Source organism: Burkholderia sp. MSHR3999 (assembly GCF_000833595.1).
GTDB classification, from domain to species: domain Bacteria; phylum Pseudomonadota; class Gammaproteobacteria; order Burkholderiales; family Burkholderiaceae; genus Burkholderia; species Burkholderia ubonensis.
Window position 1 is genome coordinate 1,376,477 of the sequence record NZ_JRFO01000007.1, and the last position, 16,431, is coordinate 1,392,907.

Consider the following 16,431-nt stretch of genomic DNA (forward strand, 5'->3'; position numbering starts at 1 on the left):
GCCGCGAGCTCAGGCGACCAGTTCCACCGCGAGACTCCCGAGCGCGCCGAATCGCACGGTCAGCGTCTGGCCGAGCGGGGTTTCGATCGCACCGGCATACGAACCCGTCGTCACGATCTGGCCGGCCCGAACGGATTCGCCGCGCGCGGCGAGGAAATTGACGAGCCACAGCAGCGGCCTGAGCGGATGTCCGTCCGGGTGCCGGCCGTCGATCGACCGGTTCACGCCGCCGTGCAGCTCGAGCGCAATCGCGTCGAGCGTCGCGTGCAGGCCGCCGGGCACGGCCGGCCCGACGCACAGGCCCTGGTTGAATTGCCCGTCCGCGAGCAGATCCGGCACGGTCGCCCGCGACGGCTCCGCGTAGCGGCAGCCGAGCACTTCGAGCGCGACACGCACCTCGCGGATCGCGCCGCGCACGTCGTCGTCGTCGTAGGGCCGCTCGCGCGGCGGCAGATCGCGGTCGATCACGAACGCGATCTCCGGTTCGATCCGGACGGTCGGCGCATCGGCAACGACCCGGAACCGGCCGCCTGACGCATGAATCGTCGACGCGAAGATCGGCGCGACGACGACGCGCCCCGGCGGCGGCAATGCGCATTTCCATCCGCCGACCGGCTCGCCCGACAGTTCGACGACGCGGCGCTGGATCGCCAGGGCAGTTTCGATGTCGTCGGGCCGGCAATCATCCGGCAGCAGCGGGCCGGCAACGCCGGCGCGGCGGGCTGCAAGCAGGTGGCGGGCGGCGCGTTCCACGCGTTCGGGGGTGTTCGTCATGTCGTTTCCGGGAGTCGGCGGCGCCTCGCGGCGGGATGCGGGCCGTGAGGCGAAGGGATCGATGATAGCGAGTTTGGACTGACGCCACGTTCAATCCCCGACTGCGCCGTCAAGCCGGACCGCTGCTGCTCGCCAACGTCTGGGACGTCGCAAGCGCCCGTGCAGCGAAAGCCGCGGGCTATGCCGCCGTTGGCACGTCCAGCGCGGCCATCGCCGGTATGTTGGGCCATGCAGACGGGCGAGGGTCGGAAAGATCGATTCCCGGCACCGATGGCTTGTTTCGAAACTGAAACACTTTCGTGTTTTTTCCTCGCCTTGTGTGCGAGTGGAACGGCGAACCGCAATCAAATCATTCGGTTATCCGCGCATGGCATGAACGATGCGTGCTCGCGCAGACGGAGCCGGAACCCGACGTGCTCCGGCCAGCCTCGCAGGGACATCCAACGACGCAGGCACACGACGGGCAGTCGGCTTCCCGGAGAAGATCATGCTCAAGAAACTGAAATCGAAAATCCTGACACCGCTTCTCGGCATTCTGCTCGTCATCGTTCCTGGCTTGCCCCAGGCAAGGACGGTTTCGCCTTCGCGACTCGTCACCCAGGTCATCGACGAACGCCAGACCGTGGAATTGCCCGGCAATATCCGTCAGGAGGCAACCGCCGGCAACGATCGCGGCCGGGTTGACGACAGCCTGGTTCTGGAACACATGCAGCTGCTCCTCAATCGTCCCGCGGAAACCGAAGCCGCGCTCGATCGCTTCATCGATCAGCTCTACGATCCGACTTCACACAATTCCCATCGCTGGCTCACCCCGGAACAGTTCGGGGCCGAGTTCGGTCCCGCCAAGGAGGACGTGTCGGCGGTCACGGAGTGGCTGAGCCGGCATGGCTTTACCGTCAACAACGTGCAAAAGAGCGCGATGGTGATTGATTTCTCGGGAACGGCCGAGCAGGTTCGCCGCACGTTTCAGACCGAAATCCACAAGCTCGATATCAACGGCGCTGCCCACATCGCGAACATGAGCAATCCGCGCATTCCGCAGGCGCTCGCCGGTATCGTGCGCGGTGTCGTGTCCTTGCATGACTTCCGCCCCCACGCGAGCTTCAAGCCGAGGCGCGCCTATACGATTCCATCGCTGTTCGCGACGTACAACGCGGTCGTCCCGGCCGATCTTGCGACCATCTACAATCTGCAGCCGCTGTTCGCGGCCGGAATCACCGGCAAGGGGCAGACGATCGGCGTCATCGAAAACACGAACATGTACGACGTTGCGGACTGGAGCGCATTCCGTTCGACCTTCGGCTTGTCCGGCTATGCGACGGGCTCGTTGTCGCAGATCCACCCCGGCAATTGCGCCGACCCCGGTGTCGTCGCCGGCAACGAGATGGAAGCCGAACTCGATGCCGAATGGGCCAGCGCGGCAGCCCCGGGCGCAGCAATCGTGGTCGCGTCGTGCAAGGACACCAGCACCACGTTCGGTGGGCTGATCGCACTTCAGAACCTGCTCAACAGCGGGAGCGCGCCGGCTATCGTCAGCATCAGCTACAGCGAATGCGAGGCGGAAAATGGCGCGGCCGCCAACGCGGCCTACAACGCCGCGTATCAGCAGGCGGCCAGCCAGGGCGTTTCCGTGTTCGTGGCGGCCGGCGACGAGGGGGCAGCCGGCTGCGATCCGAATGTGACGAGCGCGACGCACGGCATCGGCGTCAACGGCCTTGCGTCGACACCCTACAACGTCGCGGTCGGCGGCACCGACTTCGGCGACACCTACGCAGGGACGAACTCGACCTACTGGAGTTCGACCAACAGCTCGACTTACGGCTCGGCGCTGTCGTACGTCAACGAAATTCCATGGAACGACTCCTGCGCGAGCACGCTGCTCGCCGCGGCAAACGGCTACTCGACGACATACGGACGCGGGGGCTTTTGCAGCAGCTTGTACGGCCTGCTGTTCTACCAGACTACGGCGAGCGGCAGCGGAGGACCGAGCGGTTGCGCCACGGGTGTCCCGCGCCAGCAGGGCATCGTCGGCGGCACGTGCAAGGGCTACGCCAAGCCGTCCTGGCAGATGTCGCTCGTCGGCAATCCGTCCGACCTGGTGCGCGATCTTCCCGACGTTTCGCTGTTCGCCGCCGACGGCGCGTGGGGACACTTCTACGTGTTCTGCGACTCCGACGCCGCGGATGGCGGCGTAGCCTGCACCGGCGAGCCGAGCGGCTGGGCGGGGGCGGGCGGGACGTCGTTTGCGTCGCCGATCTGGGCAGGATTTCAGGCGCTCGTCAACGAGAAGAAGAACGCCAGTCAAGGGAATCCGAATCCGGTTCTCTACCGGCTCGCCAAGACGGAATACGGGGCTGGCGGCAGCAGCAGCTGCAATTCGAGCAACGGCAGGAATGTCGGCGGCAGCTGCATTTTCTATAACGTCACGCAGGGTGACATGGACGTGAACTGCACGGGTTCGATCAACTGCTATCGAGCGGGCGGCGTCAGCGGCGTGCTGTCGACCACGAGCAACAGCTACCGGAAAGCTTTTGGCGCCGGTGTCGGCTGGAATTTCGCGACCGGCATCGGGACGGTCAATGTGACGAACCTGGTGACCAGTTGGTGAGCCGGGGATCGTTGGCTGGTGGGAGGCCGGGTCGTGATTCCGGGCCAGTCGATCGTTGCCGGGCTTCGCGCGCCGACGCGATACGAGACCGTGCGGCCCGTGCTCGCGCAGTCGGGCCGACCAGCCGGCGAATCTGCCGTGTCGTCAGCTCGAGGCGCTCAGCCGCGCGCCACGGCTTGAGCTTGCCGTCCGCCACGTCCTGAATCACCTTGAACCTGTCCAGTTCGCGCATCGTCATCGTGATCCGTTCTGTCGCAGCCATCGAAGCTCCCGGCGCCGGACCACCGGCGGCCGGATAGCTTACGCGGCACGAAAGCGGACATTTGAACTTAGCCAGAAACGGACATTACAACTTAGCCGCTACACGATTTAACTTCGATAATTCACGTTATGTCAATTTATATGTATGCGCTTCGCCGTGCCATCCGGGCAATTCTTGCGTCGCGCCAACCCGGAATGACGCGCCGGCCAACTTTTCCCGAACCCGAAAGAGGATTTCCGTCCTCCTCTTGGCAATGAGCATGACGAGCGACGTAGTGAAGCCACCGCTCGCGTCGACGTGCGACATGGCACAACTGGGCTCGGCGCATTGGCGCCGATGCGCCGTTCTACCCGCTTCGCCAGGCTCGGCTCGACGGCGCGCCGGTTCACTTGCGGCCGGACGCGGACATCGTCGACTATGTCGTGTCACTGCGGCGGCACATCGCGCGAGTTGATCGAACACGACGAGATCAGAGCGATGCTGCTCAAGTTGAACAAGGCGGATTTCTGCCTGATCGAGGCTGGTTTCGTGTCAATACAGACAATTCGTTACTGGAGACAGGCTTGAACACATTGTCCGGATCGGCGCGCGCGCTGGATGCAGCAAGCGGTCGGAACACCTTCGTGCTCGTCGCGTTCACCGCGTTGACCAATCTCGCGGACGGCGTGACGAAGGTCGCGCTGCCGCTGATGGCGACCGCCCTCACCCAATCCCCGATGTACGTATCCGGCGTTTCATTGACGCTCACGCTGCCGTGGCTGCTCGTCGCGCTGCATGTCGGCGTGCTGGTCGATCGCGCCGATCGCCGCGTGCTGCTGTGGATCGCCAATTGCATGCGGCTCGCCGCCATCGCGACGCTCATCCTGCTGTCGCTCTCGAACAGCATCACGCTGCCGGTCCTGTACGCCGGCGGTCTCGCGCTCGGCATCGCCGAAGTGATTGCGCTGACGTCGGCTGCCGCGCTGATTCCCGACGCTGTCGCGCCTGCCGCACGCGAACGCGCCAATGCTTGGGTCGCCGGCGCGGAGACCGTCTGCAACGAGTTCTGCGGGCCGCTGGTGGGCGGCCTGCTGCTCGCCGTGGGCACGGCGTTCGCGCTCGGCACGGTGGCGGGCGCCTACCTGATCGGCGTGCTGGTGCTGTTCCTGCTGATCGGCCGCTTTCGCGTCGCCCGTGCGACGGATGCGCCGAACGCTCCGGTACGCACGCAGATCATCGAAGGGCTGCATTGCCTGTGGCGCGAGCCGATCCTGCGTCTGATAGCAGTCACGCTCACGGTGCTGTGCGCGTGCTGGGGCGCATGGCTCGCGGTCATGCCGCTGTTCGCAACGAAGGTGATGGGCCTCGATGCGCGCGGCTACGGTGTCATGTTGAGCGCGCTCGGCATCGGCGGCTTCGTCGGCGCGATCAGCGTGACCACGCTGAACCGCTGGTTCGGGCGGCGTACGGTAATGCTCATCGACCTGCTCGGCACGCTCGCGATGATGGCGATGCCGGTTGCAACGGTCAATCTGTGGGCGGTGGCGGCCAGCGCGTTCGCAGGCGGGCTGGGCGGCACGCTATGGTCCGTCAACGCGCGCACCATCAGCCAATCGCTCGTTCCCGGCTCGCTGCTCGGACGCTACAACGCCGCGGCGCGCCTGTTCAGTTGGGGCGCAATGCCGGTCGGCGCAGGGCTCGGCGGGGTGCTCGCGGAGTGGGTCGGGATGCGCGCGGCGCTTGCTGGTTTCGCCGTCGTCACGCTGTTGCTCGTCGTGCCGTTTCTGCGGGTTGCGACGCCGGCGGCGTTGAACGCAGCGAAAAGCAGCCCGCGCTGAAAGCGCTTCCATCGAACGAGGCCGGTGGTGCGCGGTTGCGACCGAATCGTGCCGGTGGATGTTTATGTGCCGGGCCGCCCACCAACTGCCGAGGCGTTGATCTACGGATTGATGCAATTGCGGCGCAAGGTATAGGCGGTTCACCTTGTGTTTCAGGCTCCTTCGGGACACGTCCAGTGGTTGAGTTTGCGCAGGAACGTGCTTGAAAAACGCTCAGGAATTTCCTTGTCGGGAAACATCGCTGTCAACCGGTTTCGCACAACCTGCAATCTGTTGGTTTCCTGTTTCAGGCTCTTTTTGGTGTAGTTGGCGGGATATAAACGCACGACCCGGTCAACCGGACTGCGACGTACCAACGTATCGCAAGGTTCCAGCGCGCCTCCGGCCTTTTCGAAGCAAGGTCGACGCTCGGTCAGAAGTGTTCCACCGCTACTCAGATCCACGGCATTTTCCGTGTGGTCTCCTCCGGGAACATTGAACGTGAACTCATAGGAACCGTCGGGCCGCAATATTCCGCCAAAGTTTTGGTAGCCCTCAAGAATGCTCTGACGGATACGTCGATCTCCGGTATTCCATTGATCGCGCATCCATTGCGTTCCCAGTTCGCCAACTGGGTGCGAGAGAAATCCTGGTATATCTATCAGCTCGAAATTGTTGATCAGGCCGGAAGGATCCGACCAGCGGATGACATTCGGAGCATAGGCGTACGGATTGTGCCCCCCCAGCAGTCCAATGGGATCTGAACTGATGAATTGCTGAGTGGTGCAATCATAGTAGCGGTTTCGGTTGTAGTGGAGCCCCGTTTCCTCATCAAGATACTGCCCCTGTAGACGAAGCGGCTGAATTGATTCGCATGACGAATCAACTGATGCATGGATGCCACATCCACTTGTGTTATCACTCTCCCACGCAATCCGCCCCGACGAATCGACGGCCCGAATCGGCATCCCATTAGGCGCCGTGTCGAAGTAGTACCAGGTCGATCCGCACACGACGGACGGATGCGCATCCGCGGTTGCCGGTTTCGCGACGCCTTTTGTGGCCGATGAATGCATCGACGCGAGCGGCCACGACGTCCCCGGATAGTAGATCCATTCGCGAATCTTGCTCCGGTGATCCCGAATGTCGGGCGAACCCGTTCCGGATGTCTTGGCATCACTCTCGTCATCCGCTGATGTCAGTTCACCAATAAGCGTATCGCCATCCCAGAAGAATCGGATGTGCCGCGAAGCCACGTGGTCCTGGCTCTCGATATACGTAGACTTTCGGACACGGCGGTGAAACACGTCGTACCCATAGTTGACGCGGATAGTCCGCGCGTCATGCCCGGCGATTTCTGTTTGGAGGCGTGTGGTGGCTGTCTCTATCAATAATCCGTCTCCATCCCAGAGCAGCATGAGATTTTGATCGGGGCTTTGCCTGGTTACCAGGTTACCCACCCTGTCGAACGCATAGTAAGAGCTACCGTCATTTCCGTCGCGGAACCGAACGTCGCCAGAGGTCGACTGCCTGATGTCCCCCATCTCCCCTATTTCGCGAACTCGGGTGCAGAGCAGGTTGCCTGCCAAGTCATGGGAAAATCGATGAACCTTACCTGCCGGATCGAGATGTGTCGTGATCCTTCCCGCCGGGTTGTACTGAAATTGGTCGAGGCCCATGCGCGTGTCGCGCTTTTCGATCAACTCGCCATTGACGTCATGGAAATACTCGGCAACAAAGAGCGCGCCGGTATCGGTGGATAGCACTTGCTTCGCGAGCAATCCATCTGATGTATATGTCAACGCTCTATGCGCGGCATCACCCAGGCGCTCGCCGACAATCCGTCCCATCACGTCTCTTTCAAACGTGATGGGCTTCGCGTCGTCAAATTGGATCGATACAACATTTCCAGACAGATCATAGGCATAGCGCACACGGCGCGAAACCATTTCACCGCAGATGTCCATACGCGTCCGACGTTCGACCCGGTTGCCTTCGTCGTCATAGTCGTGGGTGATTTCGAAGCCGTCGTCATGCACTTCCATGGCTAACCGTCCGGCCATGTCATAGTGAAAATCGATACGACTTTCAGCGTTCTCTGCGGTCACCAGGTAGCCGCTGGTGTCGTACTTGAACGCTTCGACACGAAATCCGCAGGGCTTTCCCGGATCAGGAACCTGCTTTTGCGTAATGCGACCGATCGCATCGACCTGATAGTGAATGGTGCGCCCAAGTGCGTCGGTGTTACGGATCAGCCGGTCTGCTGCATCGTACTCGTACCGTCGTGTCTGCCCCCAGTAGTCGACTTCTTGCACGATCCGACCCAAAGCATCGCGCTGCAGCCGATACACTTGGCCAAGCTCATTGAATACTGCTATCAATTGACCTTCCGAGTCGTACCGGTATTCGAGCGTGCTGCCGTCCGGCATTGACCGCCTGACAGGTCGCCCCAACGCGGAATATTCGAATGCGGTCACGTTGCCGCCGGAATCGCTCAACCGCAACAGATTGCCGCTCGCGTCGTAGTTGCAACGGACTTCGCGGCCAGGCGACTCGGTTGCCCGACACAGGTTGCCGTTACGGTCGTATTCGTAGTCGCTCAGCTGTCCGAACGGACTGACAATCTGGACCAGGTTTCCGCGTCCGTCATGAAAATAGCGGGTTCGATTTCCGCGTTCGTCCGTCACCGATGAAATGTTGCCGTCACCGTCGTAGCTGAATTGTTTGACCGCGCCGCGCGAGCTCGTGTGCGACAAGAGTTGACCGTGGAGGTCGTACTCGTATCGTGAGGTCGCCTGAATCGGCGTCGTTTCCGAGAGCAGATTTCCACGGTCGTCCCATTCGTAGCGCCATTGGCGCCCGTCGGGAACGGTGACGCATATGGGGCGGTGTTCAGCGTTGTACTCGGTCCGCACAACACTACCGTCCTGACGTTTCTGGAAAAGCAGATTGCCGAACGTGTCATATCCCCACGAGAGCGTGCGTCCCAGCGGATCGGTTTCGGAACTCGTTCGCCCTTGGGCGTCGTATCGATAGCTGGTTATGCCGCCGAGCCCATCGATCTCTGTCACCGGCATGCCGCGCGCATTCATTTGCAGGATGGTCGTGTAACCCAGTGAATTGGTCGCGCGGGTTTCCATGTGCTCCGGATCATAGGCAAACCGATAATCGAGCAGGCCATCGTCCCCCCATGCATGATCGACACGCCATATACCGTCCCCATCCTGACGATAGCTATAGTGGAAGGAGGTGCCACGAGGGGTCGTATGTCGCACCATCCGGTGATGATCGTCATACGAGAACAGATGCGGGAACGCCATTGCATCGACGACTGCGATCAGGTTTTTCTGATCGTCGTGTTCGTATGTCACGAGCCGATGTGCCCGCTTGTCCGCGTCAATGAGTGTCAGCGTCGTCAGCAGCCGGTCGGGCTTTCCGCCGGATACGTCGCACTCGATCACGCGTCCCGTTGCTTCGTCGCCTTTCCACTCGACCACACGCAGGAGACCGCCATCACGCTCGCGCTCGAATTCCCATGCGTTGTCGTGAAGATCCGCGATGCGGGTGAGAAACAGCGGCATGCGCGTATCGGAGCGCAACCTGTCCACCGAGAGTCGCCATTGCGCCGGAAGCGAAAATTCGAATGTGATGCCTTCGCGGGTGCGCAGCACCAACCTGTCGAATTGTCGGTAGAGCGCGTGTCCGTGCTGCCAGTCATACACACGCGCAGACCAGCCCTCGTCGTCCGGTACGGCATCGAAGGCTGTCGTTTGACCGGGAAAGCATGCAACCACGCCAACCGCGTCGCCATGCCGTGTCAGTTCCAGCCGAATGTCGGCTGGAGTCTGCCAGCCGAACCCTGTCGCGCCGACATAGCGGTGATTGCTCGCGTAGTGCCGCTCCCACTTGAGTATCAGCCGTCCCGACACGGAGAAGTCGTGCTGCCGCATGACTACTTCACCGGTGGTCATGTCCACCGGATCTGCCCCCAGCACCTTGCACCGCAGAAACCCCGGCTTCAAATGCAACTTGTTCGCCAACGCCCTCGCCCACTTCGAGCCACGAAACGCCTTGAACAACCCCTTCGCCAGCGCCGCCATGTTGACGATCGGCGGCCCGCCCACTATCACCGGCCGCCCGGTCGGGATCGGCAGCATCACCGACGTCGGCAGCGACAGGTGCTCGCGCTTCGCATGCGCGCCGTTGTGCGTCGGCGGCTCCAGCCCGACAGCCCAACAGCTCATCGCCGGCAACCCTGCGAACGCCATCGGATCGTTGTTCGCGAGCACGGTCTTGCTGCCCATGTACGCTTCCGAGTCGTTCGATGGATCCGGGTCCGGCGGCGCGAACGACTCGCCAAGCGGAAAATGCAACGTCGGCACATGGAACGCATGCGTCCCCGCCGTCGCCCGCAGCATCCCGTTCACGAAGATCGGCCGGCCAGCCATGCTGCCCATCCCGACGCCCGCGCCCGCTGCATTCGCGATGTCGCCCGCGAGCGCCGCGCCCTTCAGCGCTTGCGCGACGATCGGATCGTTCGCTAGCGTCCGAAGCTCGCCGGAGACGGTGTTGGCCGCGTCGTCGAGCTGCTTCGCGACGTCTGGATGGTCTTCGAGATACTGGGTCGCCTTTTCCTCGATGATCGTGAAGGCGATCGCACCAATCACGCCCAGCGCGGCGTTCACATACTCGCGCAGATCCAGCATGAAACCGACATGCGGATGGGGCAGGAACACGGGCGTCGGGCTCGGCGCGACCAGCACCGAATGCACGTCGACGCCGACAACCGGATCGAGATGCTTGACTGCGAGCAGTCCCATGCCGCGCTCCCCGCTCACCGGCCGCCGCGCAGTGCGGCGACTTTCTCGCTAAGCGCGTTGCGCCGCCGATCCAAGGCGCCGAGCTGTGACACCATCCATTCGACGACGAGCGGCAGATTGCTGTTCGCGCGCATCTGTTCGTCGATCATCAACCCCGCATCGAGTGCATTGAAACCGGCTTCCAGTGCGTGCTCGCGCTCCCCTGCCCGCTCCCAGCACACGGCACTCATGCGCCACGCCTCGACCGTCATCAGCCCGTCCCGCGCAGCCGTGGTCGAGGCCGCCGCGCGTTCGTAGCAATATGCCGAGTGCGCGTAATCCTTGTGCATCAGATGGACGCTCGCCTCGCCGAACAAGCCGTTGGCGACAAGCTTGTGCCCCGCCGGATGCCCTGCTTCGACAGCGCGCATGCCGCTGTCGGCGGCGCTCCGGTATGCATCCGTCGCACGCTCCCGATCGCGCCACTTCAGATACGCGGCACCGGCGATCAAATGCACGACAACACATTGATCGAACCACTGCTCGCGCTCCGCGACCTTCAGCGCCGCCATACGCAATTCCTCGAGCCGTGCCCGATTGCCGCCTTCGATCGTCTCGGTCAACATCACGAACAGCCGCCGGAACTCACCGCTTGAGCCGCGCTCGCCGGATTCGGCCAGCACTTCACGTGGCACGCTCGCCATCGAATATTTGCCCTGTACGACGCGCACCGCATCCTGATGCCGTTGAAGCAGCCCCGCGAGCGGCGCGACGTCCGTGCGCGGCACGACGATGCGCACGCGTTCGCCGAGCTTTGGCGCGGCGGCGATCGCCGACAGCAACCCGTCCAGCCAGCGCGACCACGCGGCTTCGTCACGTACCTGTGCCGGCTCCAGCACGAACACCAGCGCAGGAAAAATGTCGGGATGATGACGCATCAGGCTGTCGGCAGCCATGAGCAGATACAGCACCGGATTTGCGCCGTCGTTGCGCGGTACCTGCCAGTCGGCGCGCAGGCCCTGCGCATTGGACGCGTCGCGCCGGCTGTCGTAGAACGCGACGAGTTCGTCCGTCAGCACCTTTGCATAACTCGATTCGTTGACGAACGATGCGCGCATCGTCCGCACCGCGCACGACGTTTCGTCCTGGACCTGGAAATACAGCCGCACGAGCTGAGCATCCGTCTCGTCGGTCTGCCAGATCATCAGTCGCGCGGCCTTGTCCTTCGCAAAACTCATCCAGTCCATATGCGCATCCATGAACCTGCGCTCCACCGGATTGGTCGGCTGCCAGTTCAGCATTCGTGCGCCCCCCGTCACGGATTCAGCTTCAACACCGCGCCTTCGACGGTGTGCTCGCCCGTCGCCGACGACGTCACCGTCTTGCCGCGCACGCTGTGGCTGTCGGAGCCGGTCGATTCGACCTTGACGCCCTGGATCTGGATCGTGCCGTCGCTTTGCATCACGATGCTCGACCGGCCGCACACGAGCGCGAGCTGGTCGCCGGCGTTGACGAGCACCTGTCGCTGCACGTTCATCGTGTGATTCGCGCCGACATTGACCGACTGCGCGCCGCCGACGGTGAGCACATGCGCGTTCGAGATCGTCGACGTGCGCGCGCCGATCTCCTCGGTATGCGTCGCCGCGACCGTCGTCTTCATGTCCTGCGACGTCGTGTGATAGAGCTGCGCGACCGTCAGCGTCTTGCCTTCGCCGATCGTTTCGGTCTTGCCATGCGCGACGGTCTCCTTGTGGCTGCCGCCGATCGTCGCCTCGCGATCTGACGCGATCGTCACGGTTTCGTTCTTGCCGACCGTGCGAGTGCGGTTCCCACCAACCCCATGCGTCTCATCCGCTCCGATCTGCGCGACCCGGTTCTTGCCGATATTCACCGTCTCGTCCCGCCCGACACGCCTTAGCCGGTTGTTCTTCACCTGCATCGTCTCGTCGTTGCCGACCGTATGCGTATGGTTGTTCCCGATCGACAGCGAATGATCGAGCTCCGTCTCCGCGTCGAAATTCCGCTCGGCATGCATCCACAGCTGTTCCGCGCCCTTCTTGTCCTCGAACCGGAACGCGTTCGCATGCTCGGTCGTCCCGCCCGGCGACGACCTCGACAGCAGCCCGCTTTGCGTCGCGCTCCCGGGCAGCCCCCACGGCGGCATCTTTTCGCCGTTGTACACGCGCCCGGTCACGATCGGCTGATCGGGATCGCCGTTGAGGAAATCGACGACCACCTCGTCGCCGATGCGCGGGATCTGCACGCCGCCGAAGCCGCCGCCCGCCCACGGGCTCGACACGCGCACCCAGCACGACGAATCCTGGTTGCTCTGCCCGTACCGATCCCAGCGGAACTGCAGCTTCACGCGGCCGTACTGGTCGGTCCAGATCTCCTCGCCCGGCGGCCCGACGACGGTCGCCGTCTGCGGGCCGCTGGTGCGCGGCCGCGGCGTCGCGCGCGGCGACCGGTACGGCAGGCTCGACGGCTGCACGAGCACCTGCGACGCATGCACGACCGCGTCGCCACCGCCGCCGGTCGCGTACGCGTTTTCCTGGAACCGGTACTCGCACTGCACGATCAGGTATTCGCGGTTCTGGTCGGCGCGCGGGCAATGCGCGAGCGTAAACAGCCAGCCCGGCGCGATCCCGCGCACGTCGGTGCTCGCGCTCGCGCGCTCGTGCTCCGCCTGCCGCTCCTCGAGACGCACGCGGCTGTAGTGCGCGCCGGGCGCGTCGTCGCGATAGCCGCCCGGCCATTCGAACGACGCGAAGCCGTCGTGGTCGTGGCCGCGCGGATCGGCCTGCTGCGCGGACAGGTCCGCACGCGGCTTCGTGTAGTCGTAGTCGCTGGTCTGGTGCTTGCCGATGCTGACTTCCTGCGCGGGCAGCCAGCCGTCGACGTGCTCCTCGTCGGCAATCGCGGTGCGGTCGGGCGCGATGAACGGAATCGTCGCGTAGCCGGGCAGCGCCGCATGCGACGACATCGCATCGCACAGCGTCAGCGTGTGCGATTGCGCCGCGTGCCGGAAGTAGTAGTAGATCCCTTCGAACTCCATCAGGCGCGACACGAACGCTTCGTCGGTCTCGTTGTACTGCACGCAGTAGTCGCGCGGCGCATAGGCTTCGGTAAGCTTGCTCTCGATCGGAAACCCGTACGGCGCGAGCACCTCCTGCACGATTTCGGGCACGGTCTTGTTCTGGAAGATCCTGCAGTCCGAGCGGCGCGTCGCGAGCCACAGCCACGGGCGCACGACCAGCGCATAGCCGTAGTAGCGCTCCGCGCGCCGGCCGGCGAGCGACGCGCGCGCGACGATCCCGTTCAGGTAGCGCGTCGCGCCGTCCTGCTGCGCGATCCGCACCGTGACCGGCTTGCCGAGCAGGTCCTTCAGCGACAGGCTGTGACTGTCGGCGAGCGCCTCGATCCGGTATTCGAACAGGCGGCCGAGCGCTTCCTCGCCGTCGAGCCGGTGGAATTTCAGGTCGTCGCCGTTCGGGCTGTCGAGTGTGAACACGCGGGTCACGTCGTCTCCTCCTCGCCGGACTGGTCGACAAACCGGTAAACGAACTGGCCGTCGGCCGCGCTCACCTCGATCGCCGCGAGCGCGCGGCCGTCGAGCGTCGCGCGCAGGATCGCCTGGCTGATGCGCGGCAGCACGGTGTGCGTGAGGATCGCGTCGACCATCCGGCCGCCGGATTCGATCGTCCGGCAGCGCTCGACGATCAGCGCGGTGGCCGGGTCGGCGCAATGCAGCCGGATGCCGTGATGCGCACTGATGCGCCGCTCGATGCGCCTCAGCTGCAGCGCGACGATGCGCGCGAGCAGCGCGTCGGTCAGCGGGTAGTACGGCACGACGGTCAGCCGGCCGAGCAGCGCGGCCGGGAACACGCCAAGGAGCGGCGCGCGCAGCGCCTCGGCGAGCGCCTGCGCATCGGGCAGCCGCTGCGGGTCGCGGCACAGCTGCATCACGCGCTCGGAGCCGACGTTCGACGTCAGCAGGATCACCGTGTGCCGGAAGTCGATCGCGCGCCCTTCGCCGTCCTCCATCCAGCCCTTGTCGAACACCTGGAAGAACAGCTCGTGCACGTCGCGATGGGCCTTCTCGATCTCGTCGAGCAGCACGACGCTGTACGGCCTGCGCCGCACCGCCTCGGTCAGCACGCCGCCCTGCCCGTAGCCGACGTAGCCGGGCGGCGCGCCCTTCAGCGTCGACACGGTGTGCGCTTCCTGGAATTCGCTCATGTTGATCGTGATCGCGTTGTGCTCGCCGCCGTACAGCGTGTCGGCGAGCGCCAGCACGGTCTCGGTCTTGCCGACGCCGGACGGGCCGCACAGCAGGAACACGCCGTGCGGCTTCGCGGGATCGTCGAGCCGCGCGCGGGCGGTCTGGATGCGCTCGGCGATCAGCTCGATCGCGTGACGCTGGCCGACCACGCGCTCGCCGAGCGTATCGGCGAGGTTCAGCACCGCCTGCGTCTCGTCGCGCACCATCCGGCCGAGCGGAATCCCGGTCCAGTCGGCGACGACGGCCGCCACCGCGTGCGCGTCGACCGCCGGCAGCACGAGCGGCGCGTCGCCCTGCAGCGCGGCGAGCGCCGCCTGTGCGCCGGCGAGCTTCGCCTGCAGGTCCGCACGCGCCGAGGCGTCCGGCGTTTCGTCATTCAGGAGCGCAGTGCGTGCACCGACGATCGTCTCGAGCGCATCGCGCTCCGCCCGCCAGCGCGCGTCGAGCCGGTCGAGGCCGGCCTGCGCGGCGGCAAGCGCCGTGTCGATCTCGTCGAGCCGCGCCGCATCGCCGGCGCCGAGCGCGCACTCGCGCGCGATCCGCTCGCGTTCGACGCGCAGGCCGTCGATGCGCCGGCGCGCGTCCTCGACCGGCGCGGGCACCGCGTGCTGGCTGACCGCGACGCGCGCGCACGCGGTGTCGAGCAGGCTGATCGCCTTGTCGGGAAGCTGGCGGGCCGGAATGTAGCGATGCGACAGGTTGACGGCCGCCTGCAATGCGTCGTCGAACACGAGCACGCGGTGATGCGCCTCGAGTTTCTCGGCCAGCCCGCGCAGCATCGTCAGCGCGGCGTCCTCCTCCGGCTCGCTCACCTGCACGAGCTGGAAGCGCCGCGTCAGCGCCGGGTCCTTCTCGATGTGCTGCTTGTATTCGGACCACGTCGTCGCGCCGATCGTGCGCAGATGGCCGCGCGCGAGCGCCGGCTTCAACAGGTTCGCGGCGTCGCCGGTGCCGGCCGCGCCACCTGCGCCGACGAGCGTATGCACCTCGTCGATGAACAGGATCACCGGCCGCTCGCCGGACATCGCTTCATCGATCACGCCGCGCAGGCGGCTCTCGAACTCGCCCTTCACGCCGGCGCCGGCCTGCAGCAGCCCGAGGTCGAGCAGGTACAGCGCGACGTCGCGCAGCGGCGGCGGCACGTCGCCCGCGACGATGCGCAGCGCGAAGCCCTCGGCGACGGCGGTCTTGCCGACGCCCGCCTCGCCGACCAGCAGCGGGTTGTTCTGCCGGCGCCGCAACAGGATGTCGACGATCTGCCGGATCTCGCCGTCGCGCCCGACGACGGGGTCGATCTCGCCGGCGCGCGCGCGAGCGGTGAGATCGACGGCAAAGCGCGCGAGCGCCGAGCCGTCGGCGGCAGGCGTAGCGCGCAACGCCGCGTCGCCGCCCAGGCCCGCCCGTGCGGCCGGCGGCGCCTCGGGCGACCCGTCGACGATCGCTTCGAGCGCATCGGCCAGCACGTCCGGCACGACGCGCTCGAACTCGCGCGCGATCCCGTACAGCACGCTGCGCAGTTGCGGCGTCTTCAGGATCGCGAGCAGCAGCATCGCGCCGCGGATCTGCGCCGCGTCGTATTTCAGCGTCGCGTAGACCCATGCGCGCTCGACGGCGTCGTCGATGTGCGCGGACAGGTCCGACACCGAGCCCGCGCCGCGCGGCAGCCGGTCGAGCGCGGCGACGATCGCGCGATCGAGCGCGGCGGCGTCGACCTCGAAGCGGCGCAGGATGCGGTGCAGATCGCCGTCAGGCCGCTGCAGGATCTGCTTCAGCCAGTGCGCGAGCTCGACGTACGGGTTGCCGCGCAGCCGGCAGAAGCCGGTCGCCTGCTCCAGCGTCTCGTAGAGGAGCGGATTCAGTTTTCCGAACAGGGTGACGCGGCCGATATCGGACATGACGGTTCCCGCCTG

General features: G+C 65.0%; 8 protein-coding genes and 1 pseudogene. 3 read left to right on the top strand and 6 right to left on the bottom strand.

Features of this window, described 5'->3' with window-relative positions:
• Positions 1-9: 9 nt before the first annotated feature.
• Positions 10-774: a 2-keto-4-pentenoate hydratase gene (locus tag KY49_RS29625; RefSeq protein ID WP_042587897.1), complete on the bottom strand. Its 765-nt coding sequence runs from the start codon at positions 772-774 to the stop codon at positions 10-12.
• A 101-nt stretch (positions 775-875) separates the two neighbouring features.
• On the opposite strand from KY49_RS29625, the gene KY49_RS39385 reads away from it, so the two are divergent.
• Both KY49_RS39385 and KY49_RS29630 read left to right on the top strand, forming a co-directional pair.
• Positions 876-1,064: an isocitrate lyase/phosphoenolpyruvate mutase family protein gene (locus tag KY49_RS39385; RefSeq protein WP_082062505.1), complete on the top strand. Its 189-nt coding sequence runs from the start codon at positions 876-878 to the stop codon at positions 1,062-1,064.
• 197 nt (positions 1,065-1,261) lie between these two features.
• Positions 1,262-3,382, top strand: a complete 2,121-nt coding sequence (locus KY49_RS29630) for a S53 family peptidase (protein ID WP_042587898.1) — start codon at positions 1,262-1,264, stop codon at positions 3,380-3,382.
• Between the two features lie 45 nt (positions 3,383-3,427).
• Here the strand turns inward: KY49_RS29630 and KY49_RS38315 are convergent.
• Positions 3,428-3,644: pseudogene (locus tag KY49_RS38315) on the bottom strand (helix-turn-helix domain-containing protein); the annotation flags it as partial.
• Positions 3,645-4,267: 623 nt separating this feature from the next.
• On the opposite strand from KY49_RS38315, the gene KY49_RS29640 reads away from it, so the two are divergent.
• Positions 4,268-5,461 carry an MFS transporter gene (locus tag KY49_RS29640; RefSeq protein ID WP_082062506.1) on the top strand — a complete coding sequence of 398 codons (1,194 nt, stop codon included), beginning with the start codon at positions 4,268-4,270 and terminating at the stop codon, positions 5,459-5,461.
• Positions 5,462-5,613: 152 nt separating this feature from the next.
• Here KY49_RS29640 and KY49_RS29645 read toward each other — a convergent pair whose 3' ends face one another.
• The 4 genes from KY49_RS29645 to tssH are packed head-to-tail and all read right to left on the bottom strand — an operon-like array spanning position 5,614 to position 16,416.
• The gene (locus KY49_RS29645) at positions 5,614-10,260 is read right to left on the bottom strand and encodes an RHS repeat-associated core domain-containing protein (RefSeq protein WP_042588839.1); all 4,647 of its coding nucleotides are present in this window, start codon (positions 10,258-10,260) and stop codon (positions 5,614-5,616) included.
• Between the two features lie 14 nt (positions 10,261-10,274).
• Entirely contained in the window at positions 10,275-11,540 is a 1,266-nt protein-coding gene (locus KY49_RS29650; RefSeq protein ID WP_042587901.1) for a hypothetical protein, read from the bottom strand.
• Between the two features lie 14 nt (positions 11,541-11,554).
• Positions 11,555-13,759: a type VI secretion system Vgr family protein gene (tssI, locus tag KY49_RS29655; RefSeq protein WP_042587902.1), complete on the bottom strand. Its 2,205-nt coding sequence runs from the start codon at positions 13,757-13,759 to the stop codon at positions 11,555-11,557.
• Positions 13,756-16,416: a type VI secretion system ATPase TssH gene (gene tssH, locus KY49_RS29660; RefSeq protein WP_042587903.1), complete on the bottom strand. Its 2,661-nt coding sequence runs from the start codon at positions 16,414-16,416 to the stop codon at positions 13,756-13,758. Before tssH ends, tssI begins: the two co-directional genes overlap by 4 nt.
• Between the last annotated feature and the right edge of the window lie 15 nt (positions 16,417-16,431).

What these genes read in the sequence shown, in the direction of transcription:
- KY49_RS29625 (WP_042587897.1), bottom strand. Translation starts at nt 774, where the DNA reads ATGACGAACACCCCCGAACGCGTGGAACGCGCCGCCCGCCACCTGCTT.
- KY49_RS29630 (WP_042587898.1), top strand. Translation starts at nt 1,262, where the DNA reads ATGCTCAAGAAACTGAAATCGAAAATCCTGACACCGCTTCTCGGCATT.
- KY49_RS29645 (WP_042588839.1), bottom strand. Translation starts at nt 10,260, where the DNA reads ATGGGACTGCTCGCAGTCAAGCATCTCGATCCGGTTGTCGGCGTCGAC.
- KY49_RS29650 (WP_042587901.1), bottom strand. Translation starts at nt 11,540, where the DNA reads ATGCTGAACTGGCAGCCGACCAATCCGGTGGAGCGCAGGTTCATGGAT.
- tssH (WP_042587903.1), bottom strand. Translation starts at nt 16,416, where the DNA reads ATGTCCGATATCGGCCGCGTCACCCTGTTCGGAAAACTGAATCCGCTC.